The following is a 15,537-nucleotide window of genomic DNA, read 5'->3' on the forward strand; positions in this document are numbered from 1 at the left end:
AGTCCGCACTTCTGCATCATGACAATCAAGAAACCCGCCCCGCAATCCGATCCCGCAGCCGCCAACGACGGCCTTACCCATTTCGACGCTTCCGGCCAGGCGCACATGGTGGATGTCGGCGGCAAGAACGAGACCCACCGCATCGCCGTCGCCACCGGCACCATCCGCATGAAACCGGAAACGCTGGCCATCATCGAATCCGGCACGGCAAAGAAAGGTGACGTGCTCGGCATCGCACGCATTGCAGCGATCATGGGCGCCAAGCGCACCAGCGATCTGATCCCGCTGTGCCATCCGCTGGCATTGACACGGGTGACGGTGGATTTTTCGATCGACAAGGCACAATCCAGTATCGACTGCAGGGCGCAGGTGGAAACCTTCGGGAAGACCGGCGTGGAGATGGAAGCGCTGACCGCCGTGCAGATCGGGTTACTGACGATCTATGACATGTGCAAGGCGGTGGATCGCGGAATGGTGATGAGCGAGATTCGGGTGCGGGAAAAGCATGGCGGCAAGTCGGGTGACTGGAGCGCCTGACTTTAAACTTCATCCAATAGAAACGCCTCGATTGAGGCGTTTTTTATTTAATGCGTGAACAAATGCGCCTGCACATCCGGATTACCTTTGCGCCACATAACGGCATCGAGCGTGTAATGATGCACATTGATGAATATCCAGAATATATACATGAACAAGTACGAACCGAATAATTCCTTCGAATAGGAAATATTGGTGTTCAACCATTCTGGAAGAAACCAGAAACCCAAATAACCTAGGCCGAAACCGATAATTGAAAACAGTGCAAACCGCAAAGCCGGTCTTGCCGATGAAGGTTGCGCTTTGTTGCGATTGATTTCGTACCGCCAGACAACGGCCATGTATTGAAGAGAGTGAAACAGCGGAATCCACAACAGCATGAATGGGTCACGCACTAGCAGCCACGCATACAGGCTGACGCTATACGCCAGCAAACCGTTCCATGCAATCGACTGGTTTGTGCCTCGCCGTTTCCATAACAGATATATGACACGCAAACTGGTCCATACACATGCGACTCCGCCTATTGTCAGCACCATCACGGACACTGGAATCACAAAATAAGGAATATCAAAATAACTTCCCTGTTTGCCTCCCGCCAGATAATTCACCAGCAACCAGGAAAACAGCCAAACTGCATAGGCGTTCTGCAACAGGCCTTTCTTCTCCTGCTCCGTATAGAAAGCTCGCTTCAAAACGGCATCGACCATCGCCATGCCATAGCCCTGCTTCACGTAATGCCAGCCCACGAGAAAGAACATCAGATTGGCAGCAATGCCCAACAGGCGCACTGCTTCCGAAACAACTGTCAGCGCAAAAAATATGATGAGAACGAGTGGAACAACAATGCCGGAAACAAAATACCGGATACGCAATGCCTTGGGATATCGCGTCAGCTTGTTGCCGAAATCGCGATAGAACATCTGATAGGAATGCGCAAAATGCGGATGATTGACGAAATTCGCGAGAAACAGCGTCATTGCGAGAGAAAATCCACGGCCCTTTTCTTGAAAAGCCAGATACAACGCAAGCAAAACGATCAACGATCCGCCGCCTAGTAACCAGAAATCCCATGCTCGTCCAAATAGATAACGACGAGGGATTTCAGTTGGCAGCACAACTGATAGCCTAGCCATTGTTTGGCTTGTATCCATATTATCTTTTGCCAAAAAATAAAAGAGACTGCCGAAGCAGTCTCTTTTATTGTGTCAACGATTACGGTGTCGTAGGAGTGGGTGCTGGAGTTGCACCGCCACCGCCATTCGTGCAGCCCGAATTACCCACATACTTCGCGTCAGCATCAGTTGCACAAGTCCATGCCCCGGTTGAAACATCGCGAGAAAGAGTAATCTTTTTCCCAGCCACCGTTGTTGGTCCACCCACGATCGTGGCTTCCATAGAACCGCCTTCCGTAGCAGTAGCGGCAGTAACGGTGATAGTGCTATTGGTATTCGAAGACTGAACACCAACACTAGCTTCAGTAGTTTCATCCGTTACCTGATCAGCGGTTTTAGGAGTTTTGCCGTCATTAACAGCTAGTTCAAATCCGATCTTACCTGGAGCAATCTCTGCAAGAGCAGCAGCAAATTTAGATTTCGCAACGTAATCCTGATAAGCCGGAATCGCCACAGCAGCCAGAATACCGATAATCGCCACAACGATCATCAGTTCGATCAGCGTAAAGCCCTGCTGGGCCTTCTTCATCATTTTCATCGATTTCATCTATCTCTCCTGTTGGAAGTAGGCAGAGGTTTCCACCCTGCGCTCCATTGAGCAATCGCTGTGCCAGCCGAAATTCATACGATTTTTCACGGATTTGTTAAAAAAACCGACAAAAATTTAACAATCCGACATCCCATAGTGCCCAATTTTGTCAGTCGCTGACCATTACCGGCATGCCCGCATGCGCGATTTAGCGCTTCCTTAACAAGGATTGGGGAACGCAATCAGCAGAGAAACACCATCTCCGCGCCCGACATTTCGATCAGGTCGCCGCTGGCGAGCATGCGGGTGCCGCTGCCGATGGACTGGCCGTTGACCAGCGCAGGCACCTTGCCTTCGACGTGCGTGAGGCTCACGCCCTGCGGTGTCTTCGTCAGCACTGCGACCTGGATGCCTGGACGGCCGACAGTGGTCATTGTCTTGACCAGCGGGATATCCTTGCCGGCGCCCACGCCCTTCAGGATGCGGATGAAGGCTGTCGACTTGCCTGCGGCAAGCACGTGCGACGGAATGGTGGTCTGGCGCAGATCGGCAGAATAGGTCTCCATCTTCACCGACACGCTATTGACCGGCATGTCTTCGCCGGCACGGTAGCGGATCGCATGCGTTGCCAGTTCGATGACATCGCCATCGTGCAGAAAGTGCTTTCGAACCGGCTGCCCGTTGAGCTGACTACCGTTGGTACTGTCGAGATCCTCGAAATACACGCCGTCGAGCGACATGACGAGCACGGCGTGCTCGCCGCTGATGCCGGGCGCGTCGATGACGATGTCGTTATAGGTACGACGTCCGATGGTGGTGCGTGCTTTCAGTAGCGGGAATACCTGCAGATCGATACCGTCTTTTGCCAGAATGATGGTGGCCATTTTTCTTTCACGTTATTCATTGCGCGGCGCATCGATGCAGCCGCTGCCCGATTCAAGCAATTTTCATGCGTGGCGCAATCCGATGCTGCTGCGCACCGCTTTCCGCATCATTCATTGCATAACATTCGCCGCATCTAGCTATATCGGTCACGATAATCACTCGCGATCGTCGGTCGCCCGAATGGGACGAATAGCGCGGAATGCCCGCATCTTGTCCAGCCAAGTATTCAACTGCGGCCAGCGGCCGCGCGCCATCGCTGTGCCGGCGGCGTCGATCCTGACGAGAATGGCGGAAATATTATCGCGTCCGCCATTGCCGTTGGCCGCCGCCACCAGGCGATCGCCAAGATGCTCGAGCGTCACATGCGGATCGGCCAGCATCGCAGCCAGTTGCGCGTCCGTCAGCATATCGGACAATCCGTCCGAACACAGTAGGTATACATCGCCGGCTTCGATCTGGTAATCGTTGGTTTCCACATCGGCCTGTGGCGCCACGCCCAGCGCACGGGTGATCAGGTTCTTGTTCGGCGCATAGCGCGCCCACTCGGGACTGACGAGTCCGGCGTCGATCTGTTCCTGCAGCAGGGAGTGGTCGCGCGTCAGCAGGCGCAGCTCGCCCTGCCGGAAGCGATAGCAGCGGGAATCGCCCAAGTGGGCAAGTACGATCCGGTCGTGGCGGAACAGCGCGGCGACCAGCGTCGTTCCCATGCCGCTGTACTGCGGCTCGTCACGCGCCGTCTCCAGTATCTGCCGATTGGCGGCAAGCACGGCATCCGTCATCCATTGCCGCAGGCGCTTGCCGGTTTCCGCGCCACCTGCCGTGCCCCTTGTTTGCGACAGCTGCCGCTCCAGTTCCGCGACGACGACCGCCGTGGCGATGCCGCTGGCGATTTCTCCCGCGTTGTAGCCGCCCATACCGTCGGCGAGCACGGCAATGCCGTGTCCAGCGCTCACGGCGACCGCATCCTCGTTGTGCGCGCGCACCAGTCCCGTATCGGTTCTGGCGGCGAACTGAAGAGCGACGTGATGCGTCATAGATGGAGGATGGGTCTGGCCTATGGTCCCGATAACCGGCGCCTGGATGACGGCGGCGACAGGCGGATTATCGCGCGATTGGCCGCCAACCGGCCATTTTTCCTTGCCTGCGGCGACGCCTTCGGTTGCTCGTCCGCAGCTTCGCCCATCACGGATGGCGGCCCTTATAATGGACAGTCATGCCGGTGCGCCCCGCGCCCGGTTCTGCCTTGATTATTTACGGAGACGATGCCGGCCGCGCCGCGTCGATAACAATTATGACGACACTCATCTATACCCATGAAGCCTGCCTGGACCACAAGCCCGGCTCCGGCCATCCCGAATCGCCGGAACGCCTGAAAGCCGTCGTCAAGGCCTTGCGCACGCCGGAGTTTGCAGCGGCCGAATGGCGCGACGCGCCGATGGGCACACGCGAACAGGTGCTGCTGATCCATACCGAGGATTTCGTCGATGACGTCGAAGACGCATCGCCGGTGCGCGGCACCATGCCGCTGGACGGCGGCGACACGGTGATGTCGCCGGGTTCGCTGGAGGCCGTGATGCGCTGCGTGGGCGCGGCCTGCGCGGGCGTCGACGCGGTGCTGGACAAGCAGGCGCATAACGTCTTCTGCGCAACCCGCCCCTGCGGCCACCATGCCGAACCGAACCGCGCGATGGGCTTCTGCATCTACAACCAGGCCGCAATCGCTGCTGCCTACGCGCACGAAGTGCACAAGCTGGACCGCGTGGCCGTCGTCGATTTCGACGTCCATCACGGCAACGGCACGCAGGCCGCCTTCTACGATCGGCCGGAGCTGTTCTACGCCTCCAGCCACCAGTCGCCCTTCTATCCGGGCACCGGTTCCAAGAACGAGACCGGCACCGCGCACAACATCGTCAACGTGCCGCTGCCGCGTGGCTGCGATTCCGCGATGTTCCGCGAACGCATCGCTGCCGAAATGCTACCGGCGATCCGTGCCTTCAAGCCGGAGCTGATCATCATCTCGGCCGGCTTCGATGCGCACCATCTGGACCCGCTGGCCGGCCTGAATCTGCAGGATGACGATTACCACTGGATCACGCGCGAACTGATGAAGATTGCCGACGAAGTGTGCGATGGCCGTATCGTTTCCATTCTGGAAGGCGGCTACAGCCTCGAAGGCCTGGCTTCCAGCACGGCCGTGCATGTGAAGGCGTTGATGAATCACTGAGACGAAAAACAAACGCCGCTTCGTACAAACAGGCGGCATCCATAAAGAAAAGAAAAAGGGCGAGGAATTCCTCGCCCTTTTCTTTTCAATCTTTTTAAATCCTGTTCAAGCTTTCAGTTTTTCCCTGCATTCATCGTGCCAGCCTACGATCACTCGTCATCGTCGACGTCTCCTCGCAACGCATCCCGGATCGCCCGGCTGGAAAACCCGCGCTGCATCAAAAATCGCATCTGCTTCGCACGCTCATCGGCATTTTGCGGCAAGGTACCGAACTTTCGTTTCCACACTTCGCGCGCGCGCGCGGATTCGTCCTGTTCCAGATCGGCCTTGATGCCGGCTACCGCATCGACGGCAATGCCGTGGCTCTTGAGTTCGGAAAGAATGCGGCTGTTGCCGAAACGCGTTGCGCGACGGCGTACCAGCGATTCGGAAAAACGTTCCTGCGACAACAGCTTAGCCGCTTCCAACGCATCCAGCAGCGCTTCGACGTCATCGCCTTCCTGCGCATAGCGCGCCAGCTTGCGCCCTAATTCCAGCCTGCTGTGTTCGCGTGCCGACAGATAACGAAGCGCCCGGGCTTTCAGGCTGATTTGTAGTTTAGCCATGGAAAACGCGGGCGCTTGAAGAAGCTGGGAGAAAGATCGGCAGCGGAATAAGTCGGCTCGGTACGAACGATTCGGCCGACGGCAATATCGTCAGCCGAACGCCACACCTGTCTTACTCGACTTCCTTCAGTTCCTTTTCCTTCGCAGCGACGGCTTTTTTCACCGGCGCTTCATCGGACTTGTCGGATTTGACGGCAGGCAGTTCAGGCACGCCGAGCGAAGCGCGCACCTTGTTCTCGATTTCGCGCGCCAGTTCCGGATGCTCCTTCAGATAATTGCGCGCATTGTCCTTGCCCTGGCCGATACGGTCGCTGCCATAGCTGTACCAGGCGCCGGATTTCTCGACGACCTTGTTGTCGGCGCCCAGATCGAGAATCTCGCCTTCGCGCGACGTGCCTTCTCCGTACAGGATGTCGAAATGCGCTTCACGGAACGGCGGCGCGATCTTGTTCTTGACGACCTTGACTCGGGTTTCGTTGCCAATCACCTCGTCGCCGGATTTGATGGAACCGGTACGGCGAATATCGAGACGGACGGATGCGTAGAATTTCAATGCGTTACCGCCGGTCGTGGTTTCCGGATTGCCGAACATGACGCCGATCTTCATGCGGATCTGGTTGATAAAGATGACCAGCGTGTTGGTGCGATTGATGCTGGCGGTCAGCTTGCGCAGCGCCTGCGACATCAGTCGTGCCTGCAGACCCGGCAGCGAATCGCCCATGTCGCCTTCGATTTCGGCCTTCGGCGTCAGCGCGGCGACCGAGTCGATGACTACCAGATCGATACCGCCGGAGCGTACCAGCGCGTCGCAGATTTCCAGCGCCTGTTCGCCGGTATCCGGCTGCGAGCCCAGCAGGTCGGACATGTTGATGCCGAGCTTCTTGGCGTAGGTGGCATCCAGCGCATGCTCGGCGTCGATGAAGGCGCAGGTGCCGCCGAGCTTCTGCATCTGGGCGATGGTCTGCAGCGTCAACGTGGTCTTGCCGGACGATTCCGGGCCGTAGATCTCGACGATACGGCCGCGCGGCAGGCCGCCCACGCCCAGTGCGATATCCAGACCCAGCGAACCGGTAGATACGACCTGTACCTCCTCGACCACGGCGCCATCTTCCATGCGCATGACCGAGCCTTTACCGAATTGCTTTTCGATTTGCGCCAGCGCGGCGGCCAGGGCTTTGCTCTTTTCAGCGTTCTGTGCGAGTTTCTTGTCGTCCATGAAAGTCTTTCGGCAGTAAGTTGGAGTGGTCGGCTACACGATGTTCGGGGCCACAGACGGCACTGTATAAAAAAACAGTGCTTTGTGCAAGCGTCTTTTGACGATTCGGCAAATTCGGAAGAATAAATATATTTCTCATAAGAACTATCTGGGGTCGTTATCGATTTCCGTCGACCTATCGTTGAGTCCCTTTACTACCCGCCACTTCTTTCCATCCAATATGCAGTAACCATATGGAAGCAAATTCCCACGTTGCTCACTGCAACCTGACATCTGATGATTGAAAATCGTTAGTTTTCGTATCAAATGATTCAGAGATTCTTCGGTGAATTGGATGTAGTACTGTTATTCCATTTAGGGAAATACGAGGTATAGCCTCGTTTATCCTGATCGATGCATAGTGGACATAGCACTATGCATATCAGACAATTTTGTTCATTTCAGTAATAGCCGGACGACGCGATGAAGAAGGGTTTTGGAGAAATCCGCTGCAAGTTCTGCCAGACCTGGCAACGATCTGAAGTGCAGCACTACGACGAGGAAAGTTTCCTTGCGGTCGCGCCGGGAACCGAAGGGCAGGAATGCATCAATCTCTGGTGCAGACAATGGATACCTGCGGATAACGACAACTTTCGCTGGCGCACGGTAAAAGTGCTGGATCCGAAAAAGCCCTGAGGCTGTTCGTCGCACGGCGGACCACGTCTTCATTACTGTTGGCTCGCTCGTTTAGCTGCCTCGCGTGCTAGATGACGCCGACCTGTCGCGCCAGTAGACGGCTGTCGGCCCTTCATTGCCGAAAAAGGACGACTGCCGTCCCGCGGTTGCCGCCCCTGTCGAAACCCAATAGACTACAACGCAACATTTTCCTCACCCTCTCCATGCGAATCCTGCTTGCCGAAGACGATGCCGTTCTGGCCGATGGACTGACCCGTTCCCTGCGTCAGTCCGGCTATGCCACCGATTGCGTCAAGAACGGACTGGAAGCCGATTCGGTATTGTCCACGCAGGATTTCGACCTGCTGATCCTCGATCTGGGTCTGCCGAAACTGTCGGGGCTGGAAGTGCTGCAACGCCTGCGCGCCCGCAATTCGCACTTGCCGGTGCTGATCCTGACCGCTGCCGATTCGATCGAGCAGCGCGTGCGCGGCCTCGATCTGGGCGCCGACGATTTCATGGCCAAGCCGTTCGACCTTTCCGAACTGGAAGCGCGCGTGCGCGCCCTGACGCGACGCGGCGCCGGCGGCGGACCGACGGTGATCCGTCACGGCCCGCTGTCCTATGATCAGGTCGGCCGCATCGCCTATATCAACGATCAGATGCTGGATCTGTCAGCGCGCGAACTCGGTCTGCTGGAAGTGCTGCTGCAACGCAGCGGCCGTCTGGTATCCAAGGAACAGCTGGTCGACCACCTGTGCGAATGGAGCGAAGAAGTCAGCAACAACGCCATCGAGGTTTACGTGCATCGCCTGCGCAAGAAGATCGAAGTCGGCGGGCTGCGCATCGCCACCGTGCGCGGCCTCGGCTATTGCCTCGAAAAATTCTCCGAACCCGCACCGCCGGCCTGATCCGCCCATGCCAGAAACCCGCACGGAGGCGACGACAGCTGATGCAGACGCATCATCGGCATCGTCCCGCGGCCGCACGCAGCGCTCGCTGTTCGGCGAAATCCTCGACTGGATGCTGGTACCGCTGCTGTTACTGTGGCCGCTCAGCATCGCCATCACCTACGTCGTCGCCCGCTCGATCGCCAACGAGCCGTTCGACCGCGCGCTGGAAGACAAGCTGACCGCCGTCGCCCAGCAGATCAAGGAACAGGACGGCCGCGTCATCACGCGCCTGAGCAGCTCGGCACGCGACATCCTGCACGCCGACGATATCGACAACGTCTATTTCCAGATTCGCGATGCGCACAGCGCCGTGGTCGACGGTGATCCGGAAATGCCGCTGCCGAAAGACGCCGAAACGCCGCCGCCGTGGTCCACTCAATTCCGCAACGACTTCATCCGCAATACTGAAGTGCGCATCGCCTACACCTATGTCGATCTGCACAAGACACGCGTCGAACCGCAGTTGAGCCTGGAGCCGCGACTGGCGCTGGTGCAGGTCGGCGAGACGCTGGACAAGCGTTCGCAACTGGTTAATCAGATCATCAAGGGCGTGATCGTGCCGGAATTCATCATCCTGCCGGTGGCGCTGATCCTCGTCTGGTTCGCGCTGACGCGCGGTCTGCGGCCGCTGGCGGAACTGCAGCAGCGTATTCACGAACGCCGGCCTGACGACCTGAGCCCCATCGATTCCGGCCACGTGCCGGAGGAAATCCTGCCGCTGGTCGGCTCCTTCAACGAACTGCTGGCGCGGCTGTCGCACAGCATCCGCATGCAGAAGCGTTTCATCGCCGATGCCGCGCACCAGATGAAGACGCCGCTGGCCGGCATGCGCATGCAGTCCGAACTGGCGCTGCGCCAGGACGATCAGGTCGAAATCCACAAATCGCTGGAGCAGCTGGCGAAAAGCTCGCGCTCCGCCACCCGCATGATCAACCAGCTGCTGGCGCTGGCGCGCGTGGAAAACCAGGGTCCGCAAGCGCAACAACGACAACCGAAGTTGCCGCTCGACCTGGCGGAGCTGGCGCGCGAAACCGTACAGGACTGGATACAGGCCTCTTTCGCGCGGCGTATCGATCTCGGCTACGAAGGCCCATCCGAAGCGATCGTCGTCAACGGCGACCGCACGATGCTGCGAGAATTGCTGAACAATCTGATCGACAACGCGCTGAACTACACGCCCGCCGGCGGCCACGCCACCGTACGTGTGCGGACGGACGACATGCGGGCCATCTTCGAAGTCGAAGACACCGGCCCCGGCATTGCGCCGCACGAACGCGAACACATCTTCGAGCGCTTCTACCGCATCCTCGGCACCAGCGTCGAAGGCAGCGGACTGGGACTGGCGATCGTGCGCGAGATCGCGCTGCAGCATCAGGCCGACATCGTCATCCTCGACAATCCGCGCTGCGCCGGCGCAAAACTACCAGGCTGCCTGATGCGCGTGATCCTGCCGCTGCACGATGCGGCCGCCGAAACGGACGACATGCCATGACAGACGATACTCGCGGCGTCAGTGACATCCGTGACAATCCCGACGGCCGTGCCGATCGCGATCCTGATTTCTTGCATGCACGCTACTGGCGCCGCACGTCGCACCTGACACTCGTGCTGCTGCTGATCTGGTTCGTCGTCACTTTCATCGCCATCTTCTTCGCGCGCCAGCTGGCCCATTACACGCTGTTCGGCTGGCCGATCTCGTTCTTCATGGCAGCCCAGGGCAGCATCCTGATCTACGTGACGCTCATCGGCATCTACGCGCTCTGCATGCGCCGACTCGACCGCCATCATCGCGACGAACATGAACAACAACGATAAATACTTCCGCCGCCTGCTGCGCTATTACGGCTGGTACACGCTCGGCTTCGTGCTGTTCCTGTTCGCAGTCGCCATCCTCGAACACGAAGGTTTTCCGCGCGTGTGGATCGGCTACGTCTTCATGTTTTCGACGATCGTCATCTATGCCGCCATCGGCGTCATCTGTCGCACGTCAAACATGCACGAATACTATGTGGCCGGCCGCCGCGTGCCGGGCATCTTCAACGGCATGGCGACGGCGGCCGACTGGATTTCCGCCGCCAGCTTCATCAGCCTCGCCGGCGGCCTCTACCTGTGGGGCTTCGACGGGCTGGCCTACATCATGGGCTGGTCCGGCGGCTTCGTGCTGGTGGCGCTGCTGATCGCGCCCTTCCTGCGCAAGTTCGGCAAGTACACGATTCCCGATTATCTGGCCGCGCGCTATGCCGGTTCCGACGGCGGCAATGCCGTGCGCATCATCGCGGTTGCCGCCACCATCGTCGTTTCGTTTACCTATGTCGTGGCACAGATCTACGGCGTGGGGCTGATCACGTCGCGCTTCACCGGCGTCGATTTTTCAGTCGGCATCTTCCTCGGGCTGGCATCGATTCTGGTCTGCTCCTTCCTCGGCGGCATGCGCGCCGTCACGTGGACGCAGGTCGCGCAATACATCATCCTGATCATCGCCTACATGATTCCGGTGGTATGGCTGTCGGTAAAGCACACCAACATCCCGGTGCCGCCGATCGCCTACGGTTCGGCCATCGAAAAACTGGGCGAACGCGAGAAAGTGCTGATCGCCGATCCGAAGGAAGAAGAGGTGCGCGCCATCTACCGGCAACGCGCGCTCGATCTGGAAGAACGACTGGCGACGCTGCCCGAATCGTGGGAAAACGGCCGCGCCGAAATCCAGCACAATCTCGAAGCGCTGAAGGCCGGCAATGCCGAAATGCAGGAAATCCGCCAGACCAGCCGCGATCTGGCCGCTTATCCGAAGGATGTCGACGAGGCGCGGCGACGATGGCAGGTCGATCGCGCCAACTATCTGGATATGGCGAAGCCGCCGACGCACCATACCGAACCTTTTCCCGGCAAGGATGAGGCTGCCTCCGACATCAAGCGCAACAACTTCCTCGCGCTGGTGTTCTGCCTGATGCTGGGCACGGCCGCGCTGCCGCATGTGCTGGTGCGCTACTACACGACGCCATCGGTGCAGCAGACGCGCACGTCGGTGTTCTGGACGCTGTTCTTCATCATGGCGCTGTACATCACGATTCCCGCGCTGGCGGTGTTGGTCAAGTACGACATCTATTCGTCATTGGTCGGCACCGATTTCACGAAGCTGCCGGAATGGGTGTCGTACTGGACCGGCATCGATCGCCTGCATCCGCTGGTCAACATCCAGGACATCAACCGCGACGGCGTCGTGCAACTGGCCGAGATCGTGATGGACGTCGACATCGTCGTGCTGGCGACGCCGGAAATTGCCGGCCTGCCCTATGTGATCTCGGGCCTGATCGCCGCCGGCGGCCTGGCCGCCGCGCTCTCCACCGCCGACGGCCTGCTGCTGACGATTTCGAATGCGCTGTCGCACGACATCTACTACAAGACCATCGACCCTGAAGCCTCGACACAGAAGCGCGTGACCGTTTCCAAATTGCTGCTGCTAATGGTAGCGCTGGTGGCCGCCTATGCGGCATCGCTGAAGCCGGGCGACATCCTGTCGCTGGTCGGCGCAGCATTTTCGCTGGCGGCTTCCGCGCTGTTTCCTGCATTGGCGCTTGGCGTCTTCTGGAAGCGCGCAAACCGCAAGGGCGCGATCGTCGGCATGCTGGTCGGTTTTACCGTCTGTGTGTTCTACATGTTGCGCACGCATCCGGCACTGGGCGGCTCGCCGGACGGCCAATGGTTCCACATCGCGCCGATCTCGGCCGGCATCTTCGGCGTACCAGCGGGCATGCTGGCACTGATCGTCACCAGCATGCTGACGCCGCCTGACGAAAAAACCGATGCGCTGCTGCATGATTTGCGCGCACCCTGAATGCGCATGCGGCAGCAATTTGTGTTCGATACGATCCTGACACAATCCAAATACAACCGCGAATACAGCATGCAATTAAGCCTTCAACAACCCAAAAAAGCCGCGCTTGTGCGCGGCTTTTTCATGCAGGTGACGTTACTCCATCCAGCCAGCTGCCGATGACATCGGCCGCAAGAGCCTGCAACCTGGGCCCGTATTGCGATGCCTGCATACGCAGCAAACCGAGATCGCAACCGGCCTGCGCCAGTTCGCTGGCATGGCCAACCAGCCATTGCTCCAGTCTGCCGACTTCGGCTTCCAGATGGAATTGCAGACCCAGCACGTTCCGCCCGTGCATGAAGGCCTGATGGCGGCCGATATCGGTGGCCGCAAGATGGCGTGCACCTTCGGGAATATCGAACTGGTCGCCATGCCAGTGCAGCACCGGCACGCCATCCAGCGCAGCCAGCGGTGACTGTCTGCCGTCTTCCGTCAATTGCAACGGCGAAAAGCCGATCTCCTTGACGCCCATCGGATAGACATCGGCGCCCAGCATGCGCGCAATCAGCTGCGCGCCAAGACAGATGCCGAGCAGCGGGCCGCCCTGCGCCAGACGCCGCTTCACCAATTCCAGTTCCGGCCCGAGGAAGGGATAGACGGCTTCCTCGTAGGCGCCGATCGGCCCGCCGAGCACGATCATCAGGTCCGCATCCGCCAGGCTTGCTTCGGAAAGATCGTCCAGCGGCGCCTCGACGTAGCGGATCGCATAGCCACGTTCGTGCAGCACGCCTTCCAGCATGCCGAGATCCTCGAAATAAACATGGCGTATCGCCACTGCTGTCTTCATGCTCCGTTCTTCCTCTTTCAATCGATCTGCAAAACAAAAAGGCCGCAACGCGATGACGTTGCGGCCTTCTTCCCGTTTCATGTCCGTCGTCAGATCACGACGGTCTGCGCCTGTCCCTGCTCGCGCTCGCGGATTTCACCGATGCGCATCACGGTTTCGCCGGCGGCCTGCAGTTCGGCCATTGCGGCATCCGCATTTTCCTTGGCGACGATCACCGTCATGCCGATGCCACAGTTGAAGACGCGGTGCATTTCCGAATCGGCCACATTGCCGTGCTTCTGCAGCCACTGGAATAGCGGCGGCAGCGTCCACGCATCCTTGTTCAGCACGGCGGTCAGGTTGTCCTGCAGCACGCGCGGAATGTTTTCGACCAGACCGCCGCCCGTGATGTGTACCATGCCCTTGACTTCCATCTTCGCCATCAGCGCCAGCAGCGGCTTGACGTAGATGCGCGTCGGCTCCATCAGCACATCGGCCAGCTTGCGGCCATGGAAATCGGCGTTCAGATCCGGCTTGGCGACTTCGATGATCTTGCGCACCAGCGAATAGCCGTTCGAGTGGATACCCGATGATGCCAGACCCAGCACGACGTCACCCGGCTTGATCTTGGTGCCGTCGATGATCTTCGATTTCTCGACCGCACCGACTGCAAAACCGGCCAGATCGTATTCGCCGTCCGGATACATGCCCGGCATTTCGGCCGTCTCGCCACCAATCAGCGCGCAACCGGCCTGTTCGCAGCCCTTGGCGACGCCCTTGACGACGTCGGTCGCACTCGGCACATCCAGCTTGCCGCAGGCGAAGTAGTCGAGGAAGAACAGCGGCTCGGCGCCCTGCACCAGAATGTCGTTGACGCTCATCGCGACCAGATCGATGCCGACCGTATCGTGCTTGTTCAGCATGAAAGCCAGCTTCAGCTTGGTGCCGACGCCGTCGGTACCGGACACCAGCACCGGTTCCTTGTATTTCTTGCCGATCTCGAACATCGCGCCGAAGCCGCCGAGACCGCCCAGCACGCCTTCGCGCATCGTGCGTTTGGCGAACGGCTTGATCGCCTCGACCAGCGCATCGCCGGCATCGATGTCCACGCCGGCATCGCGATAGGAAAGGGAAGTTTGGGAAGGAGTGCTCATGATTTAGATTGAACGACAGGTAAAATGTGACGGTTGATGCCGGATTGCTGCACATAACTGCATATAACGCTTATGTCGCTCTATAATCCGGCCTGTGGCCTAAGCCATAGGAAAACCGATATTCTAGCAAATCGAGCCCCTCTTCTCCGTATTTCCGACCTTATTGTGGTCCTTATTCGCGTCATGATCGAACCGGCACTCGCCGCCCGCCCGCAGAACCTGTCCGCACCTTTTCAGAATTTCCCCGCATGAGGCAACTGCTCCTGGATTTACCCGCCGAGAAACCGCAGACGATGGATTCGTTCGTGGTCGGCGCCAACGCCGAACTGGCGCAGTTGATGCAACGTTTGCTGCAGCGCACACCGAATGGCCTCGACGAACGTTTCGTCTACTTATGGGGCGAAGCCGGCGCCGGCAAGACGCACCTGCTGCGCGCGCTGATGCAGGCCGGCACAGTCCGCTATGTGGATGGCGACGCGCCGCTCGCCGCCTTCGACTATGCCGGCGACCTGCTCTACCTGCTGGACGACTGTCACAAACTCGCACCCGATGCGCAGATTGCAGCCTTCAACCTGTTCAACCAGGTACGCGAACAGGGCGGCTGTCTGGTCACGACCGGCCCGGTCGCGCCGGCCGCGCTGGCGATACGCGAGGATTTACGCACGCGACTGGGCTGGGGGCTCATTTATCAGGTGCACGGCCTGAGCGACGACGACAAGATCGCCGCCCTGACACAAGCCGCCAACGCACGCGGGCTGGCGCTTTCGCCCGGCGTGTTACCCTACCTGCTTACGCATTTCGCGCGCGACATGCGCTCGCTGGCCGCCCTGCTCGACGCGCTCGACGCCTACTCGCTGGAAACCAAACGACCGATCACGCTGCCGCTGCTGCGCGAACTGCTGCAGCGCAATGACTGAATTTCAGACAATAATTTCAGACAAAAAATACGCAATACACCCTATTTC

Annotated in this window: 16 protein-coding genes; 8 read left to right on the top strand and 8 right to left on the bottom strand. The window is 59.0% G+C overall.

Annotated elements, in window-relative coordinates:
- Positions 1-18: 18 nt before the first annotated feature.
- On the top strand, positions 19-537 hold the full coding sequence (gene moaC / locus ACO1VH_RS05260; RefSeq protein ID WP_486243164.1) for a cyclic pyranopterin monophosphate synthase MoaC: 519 nt from the start codon (positions 19-21) through the stop codon (positions 535-537).
- A gap of 47 nt (positions 538-584) precedes the next feature.
- Here moaC and ACO1VH_RS05265 read toward each other — a convergent pair whose 3' ends face one another.
- From ACO1VH_RS05265 to ACO1VH_RS05280, 4 genes are all read right to left on the bottom strand, one after another.
- Entirely contained in the window at positions 585-1,691 is a 1,107-nt protein-coding gene (locus ACO1VH_RS05265; protein ID WP_486243166.1) for a hypothetical protein, read from the bottom strand.
- A gap of 61 nt (positions 1,692-1,752) precedes the next feature.
- Positions 1,753-2,259 carry a pilin gene (locus ACO1VH_RS05270; protein ID WP_486243168.1) on the bottom strand — a complete coding sequence of 169 codons (507 nt, stop codon included), beginning with the start codon at positions 2,257-2,259 and terminating at the stop codon, positions 1,753-1,755.
- A 224-nt stretch (positions 2,260-2,483) separates the two neighbouring features.
- Positions 2,484-3,125, bottom strand: coding sequence for an FHA domain-containing protein (locus ACO1VH_RS05275; protein ID WP_486243170.1), 642 nt, complete (start codon positions 3,123-3,125; stop codon positions 2,484-2,486).
- Between the two features lie 156 nt (positions 3,126-3,281).
- Positions 3,282-4,160 carry a Stp1/IreP family PP2C-type Ser/Thr phosphatase gene (locus ACO1VH_RS05280; protein WP_486243172.1) on the bottom strand — a complete coding sequence of 293 codons (879 nt, stop codon included), beginning with the start codon at positions 4,158-4,160 and terminating at the stop codon, positions 3,282-3,284.
- Between the two features lie 257 nt (positions 4,161-4,417).
- Here ACO1VH_RS05280 and ACO1VH_RS05285 point away from each other — a divergent pair, with 257 nt between their 5' ends.
- Positions 4,418-5,350: a histone deacetylase family protein gene (locus tag ACO1VH_RS05285; protein WP_486243174.1), complete on the top strand. Its 933-nt coding sequence runs from the start codon at positions 4,418-4,420 to the stop codon at positions 5,348-5,350.
- A 149-nt stretch (positions 5,351-5,499) separates the two neighbouring features.
- Here the strand turns inward: ACO1VH_RS05285 and recX are convergent, their stop codons facing one another.
- Positions 5,500-5,955 (bottom strand): recombination regulator RecX, encoded by a 456-nt coding sequence (gene recX, locus ACO1VH_RS05290; protein WP_486243176.1) that lies wholly within the window; start codon positions 5,953-5,955, stop codon positions 5,500-5,502.
- Between the two features lie 112 nt (positions 5,956-6,067).
- Positions 6,068-7,171: a recombinase RecA gene (gene recA, locus ACO1VH_RS05295; protein WP_486243178.1), complete on the bottom strand. Its 1,104-nt coding sequence runs from the start codon at positions 7,169-7,171 to the stop codon at positions 6,068-6,070.
- 462 nt (positions 7,172-7,633) lie between these two features.
- Between recA and ACO1VH_RS05300 the strand changes: the two genes are divergently transcribed.
- The 5 genes from ACO1VH_RS05300 (at position 7,634) to ACO1VH_RS05320 (ending at position 12,613) form a co-directional block, all read left to right on the top strand.
- Complete coding sequence (locus ACO1VH_RS05300) at positions 7,634-7,846, top strand: hypothetical protein (protein ID WP_486243180.1); 213 nt, start codon at positions 7,634-7,636, stop codon at positions 7,844-7,846.
- A gap of 203 nt (positions 7,847-8,049) precedes the next feature.
- The gene (locus ACO1VH_RS05305) at positions 8,050-8,736 is read left to right on the top strand and encodes a response regulator (RefSeq protein ID WP_486243182.1); all 687 of its coding nucleotides are present in this window, start codon (positions 8,050-8,052) and stop codon (positions 8,734-8,736) included.
- Between the two features lie 7 nt (positions 8,737-8,743).
- Positions 8,744-10,270, top strand: coding sequence for a sensor histidine kinase N-terminal domain-containing protein (locus tag ACO1VH_RS05310; RefSeq protein WP_486243184.1), 1,527 nt, complete (start codon positions 8,744-8,746; stop codon positions 10,268-10,270).
- Positions 10,267-10,593 carry a DUF4212 domain-containing protein gene (locus tag ACO1VH_RS05315; RefSeq protein ID WP_486243186.1) on the top strand — a complete coding sequence of 109 codons (327 nt, stop codon included), beginning with the start codon at positions 10,267-10,269 and terminating at the stop codon, positions 10,591-10,593. Before ACO1VH_RS05310 ends, ACO1VH_RS05315 begins: the two co-directional genes overlap by 4 nt.
- Positions 10,577-12,613, top strand: coding sequence for a sodium:solute symporter family protein (locus tag ACO1VH_RS05320; protein ID WP_486243188.1), 2,037 nt, complete (start codon positions 10,577-10,579; stop codon positions 12,611-12,613). Before ACO1VH_RS05315 ends, ACO1VH_RS05320 begins: the two co-directional genes overlap by 17 nt.
- A 121-nt stretch (positions 12,614-12,734) precedes the next feature.
- Here ACO1VH_RS05320 and ACO1VH_RS05325 read toward each other — a convergent pair whose 3' ends face one another.
- Together ACO1VH_RS05325 and purM are read right to left on the bottom strand one after the other, a co-directional pair.
- Positions 12,735-13,439, bottom strand: a complete 705-nt coding sequence (locus ACO1VH_RS05325; RefSeq protein ID WP_486243190.1) for a glutamine amidotransferase — start codon at positions 13,437-13,439, stop codon at positions 12,735-12,737.
- Positions 13,440-13,528: 89 nt separating this feature from the next.
- On the bottom strand, positions 13,529-14,572 hold the full coding sequence (purM, locus tag ACO1VH_RS05330) for a phosphoribosylformylglycinamidine cyclo-ligase (RefSeq protein ID WP_486243192.1): 1,044 nt from the start codon (positions 14,570-14,572) through the stop codon (positions 13,529-13,531).
- Between the two features lie 248 nt (positions 14,573-14,820).
- Between purM and hda the strand changes: the two genes are divergently transcribed.
- Positions 14,821-15,489 carry a DnaA regulatory inactivator Hda gene (gene hda / locus ACO1VH_RS05335; RefSeq protein WP_486243194.1) on the top strand — a complete coding sequence of 223 codons (669 nt, stop codon included), beginning with the start codon at positions 14,821-14,823 and terminating at the stop codon, positions 15,487-15,489.
- Positions 15,490-15,537 lie beyond the last annotated feature (48 nt).

The organism is Oxalicibacterium sp. (assembly GCF_057353965.1).

What these genes read in the sequence shown, in the direction of transcription:
- moaC (WP_486243164.1), top strand. Translation starts at nt 19, where the DNA reads ATGACAATCAAGAAACCCGCCCCGCAATCCGATCCCGCAGCCGCCAAC.
- ACO1VH_RS05265 (WP_486243166.1), bottom strand. Translation starts at nt 1,691, where the DNA reads ATGGATACAAGCCAAACAATGGCTAGGCTATCAGTTGTGCTGCCAACT.
- ACO1VH_RS05270 (WP_486243168.1), bottom strand. Translation starts at nt 2,259, where the DNA reads ATGAAATCGATGAAAATGATGAAGAAGGCCCAGCAGGGCTTTACGCTG.
- ACO1VH_RS05275 (WP_486243170.1), bottom strand. Translation starts at nt 3,125, where the DNA reads ATGGCCACCATCATTCTGGCAAAAGACGGTATCGATCTGCAGGTATTC.
- ACO1VH_RS05280 (WP_486243172.1), bottom strand. Translation starts at nt 4,160, where the DNA reads ATGACGCATCACGTCGCTCTTCAGTTCGCCGCCAGAACCGATACGGGA.
- ACO1VH_RS05285 (WP_486243174.1), top strand. Translation starts at nt 4,418, where the DNA reads ATGACGACACTCATCTATACCCATGAAGCCTGCCTGGACCACAAGCCC.
- recX (WP_486243176.1), bottom strand. Translation starts at nt 5,955, where the DNA reads ATGGCTAAACTACAAATCAGCCTGAAAGCCCGGGCGCTTCGTTATCTG.
- recA (WP_486243178.1), bottom strand. Translation starts at nt 7,171, where the DNA reads ATGGACGACAAGAAACTCGCACAGAACGCTGAAAAGAGCAAAGCCCTG.
- ACO1VH_RS05300 (WP_486243180.1), top strand. Translation starts at nt 7,634, where the DNA reads ATGAAGAAGGGTTTTGGAGAAATCCGCTGCAAGTTCTGCCAGACCTGG.
- ACO1VH_RS05305 (WP_486243182.1), top strand. Translation starts at nt 8,050, where the DNA reads ATGCGAATCCTGCTTGCCGAAGACGATGCCGTTCTGGCCGATGGACTG.
- ACO1VH_RS05310 (WP_486243184.1), top strand. Translation starts at nt 8,744, where the DNA reads ATGCCAGAAACCCGCACGGAGGCGACGACAGCTGATGCAGACGCATCA.
- ACO1VH_RS05315 (WP_486243186.1), top strand. Translation starts at nt 10,267, where the DNA reads ATGACAGACGATACTCGCGGCGTCAGTGACATCCGTGACAATCCCGAC.
- ACO1VH_RS05320 (WP_486243188.1), top strand. Translation starts at nt 10,577, where the DNA reads ATGAACAACAACGATAAATACTTCCGCCGCCTGCTGCGCTATTACGGC.
- ACO1VH_RS05325 (WP_486243190.1), bottom strand. Translation starts at nt 13,439, where the DNA reads ATGAAGACAGCAGTGGCGATACGCCATGTTTATTTCGAGGATCTCGGC.
- purM (WP_486243192.1), bottom strand. Translation starts at nt 14,572, where the DNA reads ATGAGCACTCCTTCCCAAACTTCCCTTTCCTATCGCGATGCCGGCGTG.
- hda (WP_486243194.1), top strand. Translation starts at nt 14,821, where the DNA reads ATGAGGCAACTGCTCCTGGATTTACCCGCCGAGAAACCGCAGACGATG.